The sequence below is a fragment of the Allobosea sp. Leaf344 genome (genome assembly GCF_001426225.1).
Classification (GTDB): Bacteria; Pseudomonadota; Alphaproteobacteria; order Rhizobiales; family Beijerinckiaceae; genus Allobosea.
Genome location: NZ_LMRT01000013.1, coordinates 487,707 through 502,576 on the forward strand (window position 1 = coordinate 487,707; position 14,870 = coordinate 502,576).

The following is a 14,870-nucleotide window of genomic DNA, read 5'->3' on the forward strand; positions in this document are numbered from 1 at the left end:
CCTCTCGATCACGAGAGAAACGCACGCGGGAGGCGGGCGTTCCGTGCAGTCGCATCAAAATTTCATGCAAGAGCCGGGCCGACGCCGTGGCGCGAATGTGGCGCGATATCAAAGGGCTCGGCTCAAGCCGCCAGGAAGATGGCGACCGAGCGCGGCCAGAGCAGATCCTCCTCGCCCGCCGCCGCATCGATCTGGCGCCGCCAGGATCGGCCGGAGCGCAGCGCCGGCAGGGTCAGCCTGACCGTGGCCGCGCCGCGGTTGAAGGCGGCCAGTACCGCGTCGCCGCCGGCCGCCACCAGCATCGCGAAGACGTCGCAGCGCTCCCAATCCGCCGGCTGCAGCTCGCGCCCGTCCGGGCCGAGCCAGGTGACGTCCGCGAGGCCCGAAGCAGGGTCGATCGTGCCGTCGAAGAAGCCGTCGCCGCGCAGCAGCGGCGTCGCGGCGCGCAGGGAAGACAGCGCCGCGACATCGGCCAGCAGCGCCTCGTCGACCTCCTCCCAATCGAGCCAGAACTCAGTCTTGTCCTGAGCATAGGCGTTGTTGTTGCCATGCTGAGTCCGCCCGAACTCGTCGCCTGCGGTCAGCATCGGCACGCCGCGGGAGAGAAACAAGGTCGCCAGCAGGGCGAGGAGATCGCGGCGGCGCCGGGCGAGGACATCCGGATCGTCGCTCGGACCCTCCTGACCGTTGTTCCAGGAGTGGTTGAGATTGTCGCCGTCGCGATTGTGCTCGCCATTGGCGTGGTTGTGCTTGTGCTCGTAGCTGACGAGATCGGCCAGGGTGAAGCCGTCATGCGCGGCGATGAAGTTGATGCTGGCGCGGGGGCCGCGATGGCGGGCCGCGAACAGGTCGGCGGAGCCCGCCAGCCGCGTCGCCAGGGCGCCCGCCAACCCGTCATCGCCGCGCCAGAAGCGGCGGACATCGTCGCGATAGCGCCCGTTCCATTCGGAGAAGGGGGCGGGGAAGGCGCCGAGCTGGTAGCCGCCCGGGCCGATGTCCCAGGGCTCGGCGATCAGCAAAGCGCGGGAGAGCTGCGGGTCCTGCAGCAGCGCGCCGAGCAGGGGCGCGTCCGGCGTGAAGCCTTGGGCGGTGCGGCCCATCACCGTGCCGAGATCGAAGCGGAAACCGGCGACGCCGCAGCCGCGCCAATGGCGCAACGAATCCATCGCCATGCGAATCACCGGCGCGCGATCCAGGGCCAGAGTGTGGCCGCAGCCGGTGTCGTTGACCAGCAGGCCGGGATCGGCGTCGCTATGGCGGTAATAGACGGCATTGTCGAAGCCGCGCAGGCAGAGCGTGGCGCCATGCGCGTCGCTCTCGGCGGTGTGGTTGAGGACGATGTCGAGGATGACGCCGATGCCGGCCTTCGCATAGGCCTCGCAGAGCGCGCGCAGCTCGGCCGTGCCTCGCGGTGCGAGGCGGGGATCGAGCGCAAAGAAATTGACGGGGTTGTAGCCCCAGGCATTGCTCAGCCCGAGCGGCGGCAGGTGCCGCTCATCCATCCAGGCCGCGATCGGCATCAGCTCGACATGGCTGACGCCGAGCCGCCCGAGATGGGCGAGGATCGCCGGATCCCTCAGCGCCGCCAGAGTGCCGCGCAGCGGCTCCGGCACCGCGGGATGGCGCATGCTGAAGGATTTGACCGCCAGCTCGTAGATCAGCCCGGGGGCCTCGCTCTCCGGCCGCACGGGCAGCGCCTGCAGGGCGCCGGCGACGACGCTGCGCGGCACCAGCCCGGCGCTGTCGGCGCCCAGCCGCGCCAGGATCGGATCCCAGCGGAACGGCCTGTCGATCACGCTCGCATAGGGGTCGACGAGCAGCTTCTCCGGGTCGAAACGGTGGCCCTGGTCCGGCTGCCAGGGGCCGTGCACGCGGAACCCGTAGCGCAGGCCCGCCCCGGCTCCCCGCAGCCAGCCATGATGGATATCGCCGCTGCGGGACGGCAGCTTCAGGCGCGCGGTCTCCTCGACGCCGTCCTCGTCGAACAGGCAGAGCTCCACCCGCTCGCCATGGCGGGAGAAGACGGCGAAGGCGACGCCGTCATCGGTGACCGTCGCGCCGAGGCCGGCCGGCAAATGGCAGGGTGTCAGCCGGTCGGGCGCGGCCAAGGCCTTCAGCCCTGCGGCGCGAAATTCGGCCCCGCCCGCCAGATCCGGTCGGCATAGTCGCGGATGGCGCGGTCGGCGCTGAACCAGCCGCAATGGGCGGTATTGGCGACCGACATCCGCCACCAATGCGGCTGGTCGGCCCAGAGCGCGTCGATGCGCATTTGCGCCCGACGGTAACTGTCGAAATCGTTCAGCACCATGAACCAGTCATTGGCCCGCAGCCCGTCGATCAGGTCTCGATAGCGGTCGCGCTCGCCCGGCGAATAGGCGCCGCCCGCGACCGCGTCCAGCACGTCGGGCAGATGCGGGGTATGGGCGATGACGTCCTCCGTCGGCCGGGGATCGCGCTTGGCGGCCTCGACCTGGCTCGCGGTCATGCCGAAGATGACGATGTTGCCGTCCCCGACCCGGTCGCGGATCTCGATATTGGCCCCGTCCAGCGTGCCGATCGTCAGGGCGCCGTTCAGCGCGAACTTCATGTTGCCCGTGCCGGAGGCTTCCATCCCGGCCGTCGAGATCTGCTCGGAGAGATCGGCGGCCGGGATGATGATCTCGGCGGCGCTGACATTGTAGTTCGGCAGGAACACCACCTTCAGGCGGTCGCGGGTGGTGATGTCGTTGTTCACCACGGTCGCGACGTCGTTGATCAGGTTGATGATCGCCTTGGCGGTACCGTAGTTCGAGGCCGCCTTGCCGGCGAAAATCTTCACCCGCGGCGCCCAGTCGCGATAGGGCGCGCTGCGGATCGCGTCATAGAGGGCGATCGTCTCGAGGATGTTGAGCAGCTGGCGCTTGTATTCGTGGATGCGCTTGATCTGCACGTCGAACAGGGCGCGCGGGTCGATGATCACACCGGTCTCGCGCTTCACCACCTCGGCCAGGCGCAGCTTGTTCTTGTGGCGCACGGCGATCAGGCGCTCGCGCAGGGCCGGGTCATCGGCATGGGCGGCGAAGGATTCGATCTGCGTGATGTCGTCGCTGATCCCCTTGCCGCAGACATCCTGCAGCACGCGGGTCAGCCCGGGATTGGCGTTGAGCAGCCAGCGGCGCGGCGTGATGCCGTTGGTGACGTTGGTGATGCGCTCCGGGAAGAGCTGGTGGAGCGGGGCGAAGACGGTCTGGCGCATCAGATTGGAATGCAGCGCCGAGACGCCGTTCACGGTGTGCGAGCCGACGAAGGCGAGATGCGCCATGCGCACCCGCCGGCCATGATGCTCGTCGATCAGGGAGATGCTGGCGAGATCGACGCTGTCGCCGCCGGCCTTGCGCCGGACGCTGTCGAGGAAGCGGGCGTTGATTCCGAAGATGATCTGCATGTGGCGCGGCAGCAGCCGCTCCATCAACCCGACCGGCCAGGTTTCGAGCGCCTCCGGCAGCAAAGTGTGGTTGGTGTAGGAGATCGTCGCATTGGTGATCGACCAGGCCTGTTCCCAGGACTTGCCGCGCTCGTCCATCAGCAGGCGCATCAGCTCGGCCACGGCGAGCGCCGGATGGGTGTCGTTGAGCTGGATCGCGACCTTGTCGGCGAGATTGTCGAGCGTGCCGAATTGCCGGTCGTGCCGCCGCACCAGATCCTGCAGCGAGGCGGAGGTGAAGAAGAATTCCTGGCGCAGCCGGAGCTCCTGCCCGGCCGGGGTGGAATCATTGGGGTAGAGCACCTTCGAGATCGCCTCGGCGCGGTTGCGCTCGGCGACGGCGCCATAGAGGTCGCCGGCGTTGAAGGCGTCGAGCGAGAGCGGGTGGAGCGCGCGCGCACGCCAGAGCCGCAAAGTGGTCGCGTCGCGGCCGCGCCAGCCGATCACCGGCGTGTCATAGGCGACGGCGAAGACCGTCTCCTCCGGCGTCCAGACGCTTTCGCCGGGCTTCTGCGTGCCGCTGACGGCTCCGCCGAACCCGATCTGATAAGCGCTTTCGCGGCGTTCGAACTCCCAGGGATTGCGGAAGGACAGCCAATCCTCCGGCACCTCGACCTGCTGGCCATGGTCGATGCGCTGCTTGAACAGGCCGTGATCATAGCGGATGCCATAGCCCAGCGCCGGCACGCCGGTGCTCGCCATCGCCTCGAGATAGCAGGCGGCGAGCCGGCCGAGCCCGCCATTGCCGAGCGCGGCATCGGGCTCGATCATTTCGATCGCGGCGAGGTCGACGCCGAGATCGGACATGGCCTGCGAGACCGCGGAGGTCAGGCCGAGATTGTTCAGCGCATCGGCGAGCGAGCGCCCGATCAGGAATTCCAGCGACAGGTAATAGACGCGCTTGCGGCCGGTGGCGTAGCTCTCGCGCGTCGAGCGGTGCCAGACGTCGATGATCTGGTCGCGCACCGCCAGGATCGCCGCGGTGAGCCAGTCATGCGGCTGGGCGACGGACGGGTTCTTGCCGAGCGAAAAGGTCAGCTTGCGGAGGATTTCCGCCTTGAGCCGATCGATCTGCTCGGCCTCGGCCTGGCTCCGGCCGGTGGATGATGAGGGCGAGGCGGCTGCGTGCAGATCGGTCAAGGCGCGACGTCCCGGCTGTTACTCTCCTGCGACTGTCGGGGCATGATAGCCGACTGTCCAGCCGCAATCGGCGCGGGGTGGAGTGATTGTCCTCAGTCCAGCTTCATCCCGGCCTCGACGCGGCTGTCGGGACGCAGGTCGCGCACATCCGACACGGCCGAGTTGGTCAGGCCGACCATGTTGGACCAGATGCCGCGGGTATAGGCGCCCTCATGGACGACGGCGTCATAGCCGACGGCGATCAGCGCGATCAGAAGCAGAATACGAAACATCGGAGATTTCCTTTGCGGGCTGCGACGACAACGCGGACGCGGGCGGGCGGTTCCTGGCGTTTCGCCGACCCGCAAAGCCCCGATCCGATTGCGACGAAACGTCCCGATTCCGCGCCTATCGGTACAGAATGCGCAATGCTAGAACAGACAGCGAACAAAGGAATGATGCATTTGCCTCAGCTCTCTGTGATGGACAAGCTGGAGATCCTCAGCGACGCGGCGAAATACGACGCCTCCTGCGCCTCCAGCAGCACGACCAAGCGCGATTCCCTCGGCGGAAAAGGCCTGGGCTCGACGACCGGCTCGGGCATCTGCCATTCCTATGCCCCGGATGGCCGCTGCATCTCGCTGCTGAAGATCCTGCTGACCAATTTCTGCACCTATGATTGCGTCTTCTGCATCAACCGCTCGTCGAGCAATGTGCAGCGGGCCCGCTTCTCGGTGGAGGAGGTGGTGGCGCTGACGCTGAACTTCTACAAGCGCAACTATATCGAGGGGCTGTTCCTCTCCTCCGGCATCATCCGCTCGCCGGACTACACCATGGCGGAGCTGGTCAGGGTGGCCGAGACGCTGCGGGTGCAGCACGGGTTTCGCGGCTATATCCATCTCAAACTGATCCCCAGCGCCAGCCCGGATCTCGTGGCCCGCGCCGGCCTCTTCGCCGACCGGGTCTCGGTGAATATCGAGCTGCCGAGCGAGGCGTCGCTGAAGAGCTTTGCGCCGGAGAAGCAGCCGCGCGACATCAGCGCCGCCATGGGCGGGCTGAAGCTGAAGATCGAGGAGAGCAAGGCCGAGCGGGCGAAGACCAGCAAGGCGCCGTCCTTCTCGCCGGCCGGCCAGAGCACGCAGATGATCGTCGGCGCGGATGGCGCGAGCGACGCGGCCATTCTCGACCGCAGCGCCCAGCTCTACGGCTCCTTCGGCCTCAAGCGCGTCTATTATTCCGCCTTCAGTCCGATCCCGGATTCCTCCAGCCAGCTGCCTTTGGCCGAGCCGCCCTTGCTGCGCGAGCACCGGCTCTACCAGGCGGATTGGCTGACGCGCTTCTACGGGTTCGAGGTCGGGGAAATCCTGGATCGCCATTCCGGCGACATGCTCGATCTGGCGATCGATCCGAAGCTCGCCTGGGCGCTGCGCCATCGCGACCGCTTCCCGCTCGACGTCAACAGCGCCGACCGCGAGAGCCTGCTGCGGGTGCCGGGGCTGGGGCCGCGCAGCGTCAAGCGCATCCTCGACATGCGGCGGATCAAGAGGCTGCGGCTGGAGGATGTCGGCAAGCTCGCGCGCTCGCTGACGACCCTGCGCAATTTCATCGTCACCGCGGATTGGCGGCCCGGGGCGACGCTCGACAGCGACCGGCTGCGCCAGCATCTCGCGCCGAAGCCGCAGCAGCTGGCGCTGTTCTGATGCGGGTGGCGCAGCTCGCCGGCGAGGCGGATTTCGCCGGCTGGCGGGAGCAGGCGCGGCTTCTGGCCGGGCAGGGCGTTCCCGCCGCTGAGGTGGTCTGGCAGGTCGGCGGCCAGGCCGCGGATCTGTTCGCGGAGGCGCCGGCCTCAAACGGGGCGGTCGAGACCAGGGCGCTGCGCGTTCCCGCGGCCTTCCCGGCGCTGGCCGAGCAGGTGATCTGCCACAGCGATCCGCAGCGTTTCAGCCTGCTCTACCGGCTGCTGCTGCGCCTGCAGGACGAGCCGCAGCTGCTCAAGGTCGCGACGGATCCGGATGTGCATCGGGCGGATGCGATGGCCCGCAGCGTCCGCCGCGACATGCACAAGATGACGGCCTTCGTCCGGTTTCGCGAGGTGACGGACGAGGATGGCGGGGAAGCCTTCATCGCCTGGTTCGAGCCCGAGCATTTCATCGTCGAGCGCGTCGCCTCCTTCTTCGTCAAGCGTTTCGCCGCGATGCGCTGGTCGATCCTCACCCCGCATCGCTCGCTGCATTGGGACGGGGCGCAGCTGCATGTGCTGCCCGGGGCGAGCCAGGCGCAGGCGCCGACCGAGGATGCGATGGAGGCCTATTGGCGGACCTATTACGCCAATATCTTCAACCCGGCGCGGCTGAAGGTGAAGGCGATGAAGGCCGAGATGCCGGTGAAATACTGGCGGAACCTGCCTGAGGCCTCGCTGATTGCTCCCCTGATCGCGGGAGCCTCCCGCCGCGCGCAGGAGATGGTGATGACGGCGCCGACACATCCGCCCGAGCGGCATCTGCGCCAGGCGGCGAGGAGCGACACGGGCCAGGACGAGGCGCGCGAGGCGCAGCAGCGCGGCGAGGCTCCGGTCGCGAGCTGGGCGGAGGCGGCCGCCGCGGCGCGGATCTGCACGCGCTGCGACCTCTACTGCCACGCCACGCAGACCGTCTTCGGCGAGGGCCCGCTATCGGCGCCCGTGATGTTCGTCGGCGAGCAGCCGGGCGACCAGGAGGATCTGGCCGGCAAACCCTTCGTCGGGCCGGCGGGGCAGCTCTTCGACCGCGCCATGGCGCAGGCGGGGCTCGACCGCAGCCGTGCCTATGTCACCAACGCGGTGAAGCATTTCAAATTCCAGCTGCGCGGCAAGCGGCGCATCCACCAGAAGCCCAATGCCGGCGAGGTCAAGGCCTGCCGCTTCTGGCTGGGGCTGGAACGGGACTTCGTGAAGCCGCAGCTCGTCGTCGCGCTCGGTGCCACGGCGCTGCACGCGCTGACCGGCCATTCCGGCTCGCTGATGTCGATGCGCGACCGCGATCTTTCGCTCGATGACGGCACCCGGCTGCTGGCGACTGTCCACCCTTCCTATCTGCTGCGCCTGCCGGATCCGGAGGCGAAGCAGCGCGAGATGGCCCGCTTCATCGCCGATCTCGACCGCGTGGGCGAGGTCGTGCCGGCGCTGCGCCTGGCCGCCTGAACGGCGTCGCTCGGCAAAAGGCCGCTCGGTGAAACCGGCGGAGATCCGCATGGCCGCTCCTCTCGCCTGCGGATTGACGGCCCGCGCGCGAGCGTGTCCGCTGCCCCTCTCGAACGGCCGACGGGGTGAGAGATGATCGGGGATATCGCGGGCAAGCGGGTGCTGGTGACGGGCGCGTCCTCCGGGCTCGGGGCGCATTTCGCGCGGCTGCTCGCCGGGCAGGGGGCGCGGGTGGTGGCGACGGCGCGGCGGCTCGACCGGCTGGAGGCGCTGGCGCGCGACTGTGCCGATCTGCCGGGCGAGATCATTCCCCTGGCGCTCGATGTCGGCTCGGTCCCCGCGATCGAAGCCGGGGTGGCCGAGGCCGGGGCAAGGCTCGGCGGGCTCGACGTGCTGATCAACAATGCCGGGATCGGCGAGACCGGGCCGGCGCTGTCGGTGACGGAAGCGCAGTGGGACGCGCAGCTCGACGTCAATCTGAAGGGCTGCTTCTTCGCCGCCCAGGCCGCCGCCAGGATCATGACGACGCAGGATGGCGGCGGCGCGATCGTCAACATAGCCTCGATCCTCGGCGAGCGCGTCATGGCGCGGATCGCTCCCTATGCGATCTCCAAGGCCGGGCTGATCCAGATGACCAAGGTGCTGGCGCTGGAATGGGCGCGCCATGCGATCCGCGTCAATGCGCTGGCGCCGGGCTACGTCATCACCGACATCAACCGCGACTTCTTCGCGAGCGACGAGGCGGCGACGCTGATCAAGCGGATCCCGACGCGGCGGATCGGCGACCCCGAGGATCTGGACGGGCCGCTGCTGCTGCTCTGCTCCGATGCCGGCCGCCACATGACCGGCGTCGTCATCCCCGTCGATGGCGGGCATCTGGTGAGCGGGCTCTGACGGAACGGCGGTCTTGCGTTCGGGGACGCCGCACGGATCGAGACCGCCCGCCAGCTAGGGCAGGATCTCCTTCAGCCGTAGCATCGAAATCGTCTCGACCTGGGCGAGCGCCGTCTCGAACTCGACCTCTCGGGTGCTCTGCAGCCGCGTCTCGAAGGCCGCGACGATCTCGGCCTTGCTCCGCCCCTTCACCGCGATGATGAAGGGAATGCCGAAGCGCGCCTTATAGGCCTCGTTCAGCGCGGTGAAGCGGGCCCGCTCCTCTGCGGTCAAGCGGTCGAGCCCGGCGGAGGCCTGTTCATCGGTGGATTCCGGGGTGAGCTCCCCCGCCGCCGCGAGCTTCCCCGCGAGATCGGGATGGCCGCGCAGCAGCACGGTCTTCTGCTCCAGGCTGGCGCCGCGCATGATCGCGACCATCGCCCGGTGCAGCGCCTCGCGCCCGTCATGCTGCGGGCCGAGGCCGGCATCGAAGGTGGCGGCGGCGATCCAGGCGGAATTCTCCCAGATCCGGCCGAACACCTCGACGAACAGCGCACGCGGCATGCGGGACGGGCGATAGCCGCCCGCCGGCGGATGGTGGCGGATCCAGTGCCGGGCGATATCGAGACGCGTCGCGACCCACACCGCCTCATGCTGCATGACGTAATCGAGGAAGCGGGCCAGAGCGGCGGCGCGTCCCGGCCGGCCGGCGAGGCGGCAATGCAGGCCGACCGACATCATCTTCGGCGCCGTCGCCCCCTCGGCATAGAGCGTGTCGAAACTATCCTTGAGATAGGCGAAGAACTGGTCGCCGCTGTTGAAGCCCTGCGGCGTGGCGAAGCGCATGTCGTTGGCGTCGAGCGTGTAGGGCACGGCGAGCTGCGGCCCCTGCGGCCCTTCTAGCCAATAGGGCAGGTCGTCGGCATAGCTGTCGGCGGTGTAGAGGAAGCCGCCCTCCGCCATCATCAAGGGCGTGGTGCGCTCGGAACTGCGGCCCTGATAGAAGCCGAGCGGCCGCTCCCCGGCGATCTCGCTCTGGATGCGGATCGCCTCGAGGATGTCGGCGCGCTCGGTCTCGGCCGGCACGTCGCGGTAGTCGATCCATTTCAGGCCGTGGGTCGCGATCTCCCAGCCCGCCTCTCGCATCGATGCGGCGATGGCGGGATAGCGCTGCAGGGCGCTCGCCACGGCGAAGACGGTGACCGGCAGGCCGCGCTCCGTGAACAGTCGCCACAGCCGCCAATAGCCGGCGCGGGAGCCGTATTCATAGATCGATTCCATGTTCATGTGGCGCTGGCCGGGCCAGGGTGCCGCGCCGACGATTTCCGACAGGAACGCCTCGGAGGCGGCGTCGCCATGCAGGATGTTGTTCTCGCCGCCCTCCTCGTAATTGATCACGAACTGCACCGCGATGCGGGCATCGCCGGGCCAATGCGGGTGAGGCGGGGTGCGGCCATAGCCGGCGAGGTCGCGCGGGTAATCGGTCTGCATCGTCGCTCTCAGCTGCCGCGATAGGTGGAGTAGCTCCAGGGCGAGGCCAGGAGCGGAACATGGTAATGCCCCCCTGCATCGGCGATGCCAAAGCGCAGCGGCACGAGATCGAGGAAGGCGGGCTCGGGGAGGGCGACGCCGGCGGCGCGGAAATAGGCGCCGATGGCGAAGCCGAGCTCATAGCTGCCCGGTGAGAAGGCATCGCCGGTCAGGAGCGGCGCATCGGTGCGGCCATCGGCATTGGTCGCGGTTTCGGCGAGGCGCTCGCGGCGTCCGTCGGGATGGATGCGGTCGAGCGTCACCGCCACCCCCGCCGCCGGACCGCCCTTCATCGTGTCGAGCACATGTGTCGTCAGCCGTCCCATCCTGCCGATCCTGTCGTGAGGACGCGCCCCGTGGTCCGAAGCTTGCCTTGCGAAAGCCGGCAACCCTAGTCTGGCGCGAGCCGAAACCTCCACCCCGGATTCGTCCTTGTCAATCAGTGCCCGAAGCGATGGACCGACCTGCGCCCGCCGAGCCCGAGCCCGTGCCAATCTCGCGGTGCGGGCGAGGCCGCTGCCGGAGGCGGTCGCGCCATGATGGAAGCCTATCTGCTGGAATGGGGCGGGATGCTGCTGCGCTGGCTGCATGTCATCACCGCCATCGCCTGGATCGGATCCTCCTTCTTCTTCATCCATCTCGATGCGAGCCTGCGTCCGGCCGCCGACATCCCGCCGGGCGAGGGCGGGCGCGCCTGGCAGGTGCATGGCGGCGGCTTCTACGAGATGCGGAAATATCTGGTGGCGCCGCCGCGCATGCCGGAGGAGCTGACTTGGCATAAATGGCAGAGCTACTGGACCTGGATCTCCGGCTTCTTCCTGCTGGTCTGGGTCTATTACCTGCAGTCGGAGCTCTACCTCATCGATCCCCAGGTGATGGCCTTGTCGCCGCTCGCCGCCGGGGCGCTGGGGATCGCGGCGCTGGTGGTCGGCTGGCTGTTTTATGACTGGCTGTGCCGATCGCCGCTGGGCCGGAACGAGGTCGTGCTCGGGATCCTCGGCTTTTCCTATGTGGTCGCAGCCAGCTACGCCTTCGCCAACGTGTTTTCCGGGCGCGGCGCGCTGATCCACACCGGCGCGCTGATGGCGACGATCATGACCGCCAATGTCGCGATGGTGATCATGCCCGGACAGCGCAAGGTGATCGCCGCGCTGACCGCGGGCGAGCAGCCCGATCCCAGGCTCGGCAAGCGGGCCAAGCAGCGCTCGACGCACAATAATTACATCACCCTGCCGGTGCTGTTCCTGATGCTGTCGAACCACTACCCCGTGACCTATGCCAATGCCGCGACGATTCCCGCTCTGGTCGCGCTGGTCATCGTCGCCGGGGCGCTGATCCGGCATTTCTTCAATATCCGCCATGCCGACCACGCGAAATCGCCCTGGTGGACCTGGGTCGTGGCGATCCTGGCCCTATGGCTCGCCTTCTGGGTGGCCATGGCCTCGTCTCCCGGCGGGCGCGAGCGGCTCGGGTTGGCGCCACTGCCGGAGCGCCGGCCGGTGATGCTGGCCGGATTGACGCCGCCGCCGGACGAGGTCGCGACGATCGTCACCGGCCGCTGCGCCATGTGCCACGCCCCGGAGCCGACCTGGCCGGGGATGCAGATCGCGCCCAAGGGCGTCTGGCTGCACGAGCCGGCGCTGATCGCGGCCCAGGCGCGGGCGATCCGGACCCAGGCCGTGATGACCCACGCCATGCCCCCCAACAATTTGTCGGGCATCACGCCGGAGGAGAGGCGGGTGCTGGCGACGTGGCTGGAGGGAGTGGGCAGTAGGCAGTAGGCAGTGGGCAGTCGGCAGTAGGTTTGCCCGACTGCCGACTGCCCATTGCCGACTGCCCCTTCCCCCCCCGTTCAGTTTCGGTTCAGCTCCCGCAGCGCATCACCTGTTCACGATATCGCGATTGCGCCAATCCCGGCGCGGCGTGGGATGGGACCGGGGGGTCCGCTTTGACCGCTCTCAGATACCGGGGTGCCGGCTACTGGCTGGCTGCCCTTGCCTTTCTCTGCGCCTGGACCGTGCTGTGCTGGCCGTGGCTATCCGGCGAGGTGACGATCCCCTTCGATGCGAAGGCGCATTTCCAGGCTCAGATCCAGTTCCTGGCCCAGGCGCTGCACAGCGGCCAATCGCCCTTCTGGACGCATAACGTCTTCGGCGGCTCGCCGCAGATCGCCGATCCGCAATCGCTGATCTTCTCGCCGGCGATCCTGCTGGCGCTGTTCACCCCCGATCCCAGCTTCCGCATGGTCGATGCCTATGTGCTGGCCCATCTGCTGGCCGGCGGGCTGGCGCTGCTGCTGCTGTTCCGCGATCGCGGCTGGCATCCCGCCGGCGGCCTGCTCGCGGCGCTGGTCTTCGCCTTCGGCTCCTCGGCGGCCTGGCGCGTCCAGCATGTCGGGCAGATCGCCAGCCTCGCCTTCTTCGCCATCGCGCTGTGGCTGACGATGCGGATGGTGCAGCGCTCCTCCCTGCGCTCGGGCGCGCTCGCCGGCATCGCCGCCGGTTTGATGATGGTCGAGCCCGATCAGGTCGCGCTGCTCGGCGCCTATGTGCTGATCGGCGTGGTGGTGGGGCATTGGCTCTCGGGCGGCTGGGCCGCGTTCCGCGCGAGCGTCGCGCCCGGCGCCGTGGCGGCGCTGGCGGGGCTGTGCACCATGGCGCTGCCGCTGGTCTGGACCTGGCTCTTCGCCGAAGCGACGACCCGGCCGGCGGTGGATCTGGTCGAAGCCGGGCGGGGCTCGCTGCACCCGGCCTCGCTGCTGACCGCCTTCGTCGCCGATCTGTTCGGCGCGCATGACGCGAAGGTCGATTTCTGGGGGCCCTATTCGCCGCATTGGAACGCCAGCGAGCTGTTCCTGTCCCAGAATATGGGGCAGGTCTATTTCGGCGCGCTGCCGGCCCTGCTGCTGATCGTGCCCGGCGCGAGCCGCGGCTGGCTGCTCGACCGGGGCATCCGCAGCCTGTCGGTGCTCTTCGTGCTGATGCTGCTCTTCGCCCTCGGGCGCTATACCCCGGCCTTCAGCCTGTTCTACCACTATCTTCCGGGTGTGAACGCCTTCCGCCGCCCGGCCGACGCCACCTTCCTGATCGGGGCGCTCGGCGCCGTGATGGCCGGCTATGTGCTGCACCGGCTGTTCACCGAGGAGGGGCTGAAGCTCACCAAGCGCGATCTCGCCTGCGCCGCCGGGTTAGTGCTGGCGCTCGCCGTCACCACGGTGCTGGTGGCCGGGGAGCAGAACCGGCTGGTCGAGGCGCTGAAGCCGATGGCCGCCGCGACGATCTGGTTCGGCCTCGCCTTGGGGCTGGTCTGGGGCCTGGCGCGGCTGCGCAACGGCTTCGGGCCGGCCGTGGCGGCGCTGCTGGTCACCGGCGTCGTCGCCGCCGATCTCGGCGCCAATAACGGCCCCAATGAATCGACCGCGCTGGCGCCGGAGATCTACGACGTGCTGCGCCACGACACCAAGAACGAGACGGTGCAGGTGCTGAAACGGCTGACCGCGCAGCCTTCCGGCTCGCCGCGGCGGGACCGGGTGGAATTGCTCGGCATGGGCTTCGAATGGCCCAATGCCGGGATGGTGCACGGTTTCGACCATACGCTCGGCTATAATCCTTTGCGGCTCGCCGATTTTTCGGAGGCCGTCGGCACGCGCGACACCATCGCCGGGCCCGACCAGCGCAAATTCACGCCGCTCTTCCCCTCCTATCGCTGTCCGCTCGCCGATTATCTCGGGCTGCGCTACATCGCCTCGCCGGTGCCGATCGAGCAGGTGGACCGTTCGCTGCGCGAGGGCGATCTGACGCTCGTCGCCCGGACGAAACAGGGCTTTGTCTACGAGAATCCGCGGGCGCTGCCGCGCGTGCAGTTCGTCGGCGGCTGGCAGCTCGCCGATTTCGACTCGATGAAGACGGCCGGCCATTGGCCGGAGATCGATCCCCACGCTGTGGTGCTGCTCGATGCGGTGCCTCCGGTCGCGCTGAGCGAGGGCCCGGTCCTGGCGCAGGCGGAGGTGAAGCTGACCCGCTACGAGAATACCGAGGTCGAGATCACGGTGACCTCCGCTCTGCCCGGCTTCGTCGTGCTCAACGACATCTGGCACCCCTGGTGGCGGGCGGCGATCGACGGGGTCGAGACCGATATCCTCAAGGCGAACGTGCTGTTCCGCGCGGTGCAGGTGCCGGCCGGCTCGCACAAGGTGACGTTCAGCTTCAAGCCGGTCGAAGGTGCGCTGGCCGAGCTCAGGGATCTGGTCGATCCGCCGGTCGAGGAGGAGGTTCCCGTTCCTGCGCCCGTGACCGCGCCGGCCGTGGCCGGGCAGGGGGCGCCGTTCCGCCCGTCTCTCGCCGTGCCCTCGCGCGAAACCCTCGATTCCCTGCGGCTGGGCGCACCGCCCGTGCCGGCCGGCGACCGCCAGCAGGTCTCGTCGCGAGCCTTCTGAGCGCCGGCGCGGGGCTGCTCCGGCAGTCCCGGCGCGCCTCGCTCACAGCCGGCGCTTCGCCTTCCTAGGCGACGCCGAGCTTCTTCTGCAGCGACGAGGAGGAGGTCGTGTACTGGAAGGTCAGGCGCTTCTCGGGATAGACGTAGCGGTGGATCTTCTGCGCGGCGAGGGCGGCCTCGTGGAAGCCCGAGAGGATCAGCTTGAGCTTTCCGGGATAGGTGTTGATGTCGCCGATGGCGAAGATGCCTGGGGTCGAGGTCTCGAATTTCTCG

Annotated in this window: 10 protein-coding genes and 1 pseudogene; 5 read left to right on the forward strand and 6 right to left on the reverse strand. The window is 68.5% G+C overall.

Translation table 11 applies throughout. From position 1 onward, the window contains the following. Positions 1–122: 122 nt before the first annotated feature. The 3 genes from glgX to ASG72_RS10995 form a co-directional block, all read right to left on the reverse strand. Positions 123–2,108, reverse strand: coding sequence for a glycogen debranching protein GlgX (gene glgX / locus ASG72_RS10985; protein ID WP_162246232.1), 1,986 nt, complete (start codon positions 2,106–2,108; stop codon positions 123–125). A gap of 5 nt (positions 2,109–2,113) precedes the next feature. Continuing rightward, the gene (locus ASG72_RS10990; RefSeq protein WP_200939935.1) at positions 2,114–4,534 is read right to left on the reverse strand and encodes a glycogen/starch/alpha-glucan phosphorylase; all 2,421 of its coding nucleotides are present in this window, start codon (positions 4,532–4,534) and stop codon (positions 2,114–2,116) included. A 161-nt stretch (positions 4,535–4,695) separates the two neighbouring features. Then, on the reverse strand, positions 4,696–4,875 hold the full coding sequence (locus ASG72_RS10995; RefSeq protein ID WP_056712119.1) for a hypothetical protein: 180 nt from the start codon (positions 4,873–4,875) through the stop codon (positions 4,696–4,698). A gap of 162 nt (positions 4,876–5,037) precedes the next feature. Here ASG72_RS10995 and ASG72_RS11000 point away from each other — a divergent pair, with 162 nt between their 5' ends. The 3 genes from ASG72_RS11000 (at position 5,038) to ASG72_RS11010 (ending at position 8,654) form a co-directional block, all read left to right on the forward strand. Further along, on the forward strand, positions 5,038–6,282 hold the full coding sequence (locus ASG72_RS11000; protein ID WP_056712123.1) for a putative DNA modification/repair radical SAM protein: 1,245 nt from the start codon (positions 5,038–5,040) through the stop codon (positions 6,280–6,282). Then, entirely contained in the window at positions 6,282–7,760 is a 1,479-nt protein-coding gene (locus tag ASG72_RS11005) for a UdgX family uracil-DNA binding protein (protein WP_056712127.1), read from the forward strand. The genes ASG72_RS11000 and ASG72_RS11005 overlap by 1 nt, the downstream gene beginning before the upstream one ends. Before the next feature lie 132 nt (positions 7,761–7,892). Continuing rightward, positions 7,893–8,654: an SDR family oxidoreductase gene (locus ASG72_RS11010; RefSeq protein WP_056712131.1), complete on the forward strand. Its 762-nt coding sequence runs from the start codon at positions 7,893–7,895 to the stop codon at positions 8,652–8,654. A 54-nt stretch (positions 8,655–8,708) separates the two neighbouring features. Here ASG72_RS11010 and puuE read toward each other — a convergent pair whose 3' ends face one another. Together puuE and uraH are read right to left on the reverse strand one after the other, a co-directional pair. Next, positions 8,709–10,124, reverse strand: coding sequence for an allantoinase PuuE (gene puuE, locus ASG72_RS11015; protein ID WP_056712136.1), 1,416 nt, complete (start codon positions 10,122–10,124; stop codon positions 8,709–8,711). Positions 10,125–10,132: 8 nt separating this feature from the next. Then, complete coding sequence (gene uraH, locus ASG72_RS11020; protein WP_056712139.1) at positions 10,133–10,489, reverse strand: hydroxyisourate hydrolase; 357 nt, start codon at positions 10,487–10,489, stop codon at positions 10,133–10,135. Positions 10,490–10,702: 213 nt separating this feature from the next. Here uraH and ASG72_RS11025 point away from each other — a divergent pair, with 213 nt between their 5' ends. Beyond that, complete coding sequence (locus ASG72_RS11025; RefSeq protein ID WP_056712141.1) at positions 10,703–11,944, forward strand: urate hydroxylase PuuD; 1,242 nt, start codon at positions 10,703–10,705, stop codon at positions 11,942–11,944. A gap of 167 nt (positions 11,945–12,111) precedes the next feature. Continuing rightward, positions 12,112–14,598 carry a hypothetical protein gene (locus ASG72_RS11030; RefSeq protein WP_156395902.1) on the forward strand — a complete coding sequence of 829 codons (2,487 nt, stop codon included), beginning with the start codon at positions 12,112–12,114 and terminating at the stop codon, positions 14,596–14,598. Between the two features lie 64 nt (positions 14,599–14,662). On the opposite strand, the pseudogene ASG72_RS11035 reads toward ASG72_RS11030, so the two are convergent. Continuing rightward, positions 14,663–14,870, reverse strand: a pseudogene (locus ASG72_RS11035) (NAD(P)/FAD-dependent oxidoreductase); the annotation flags it as partial.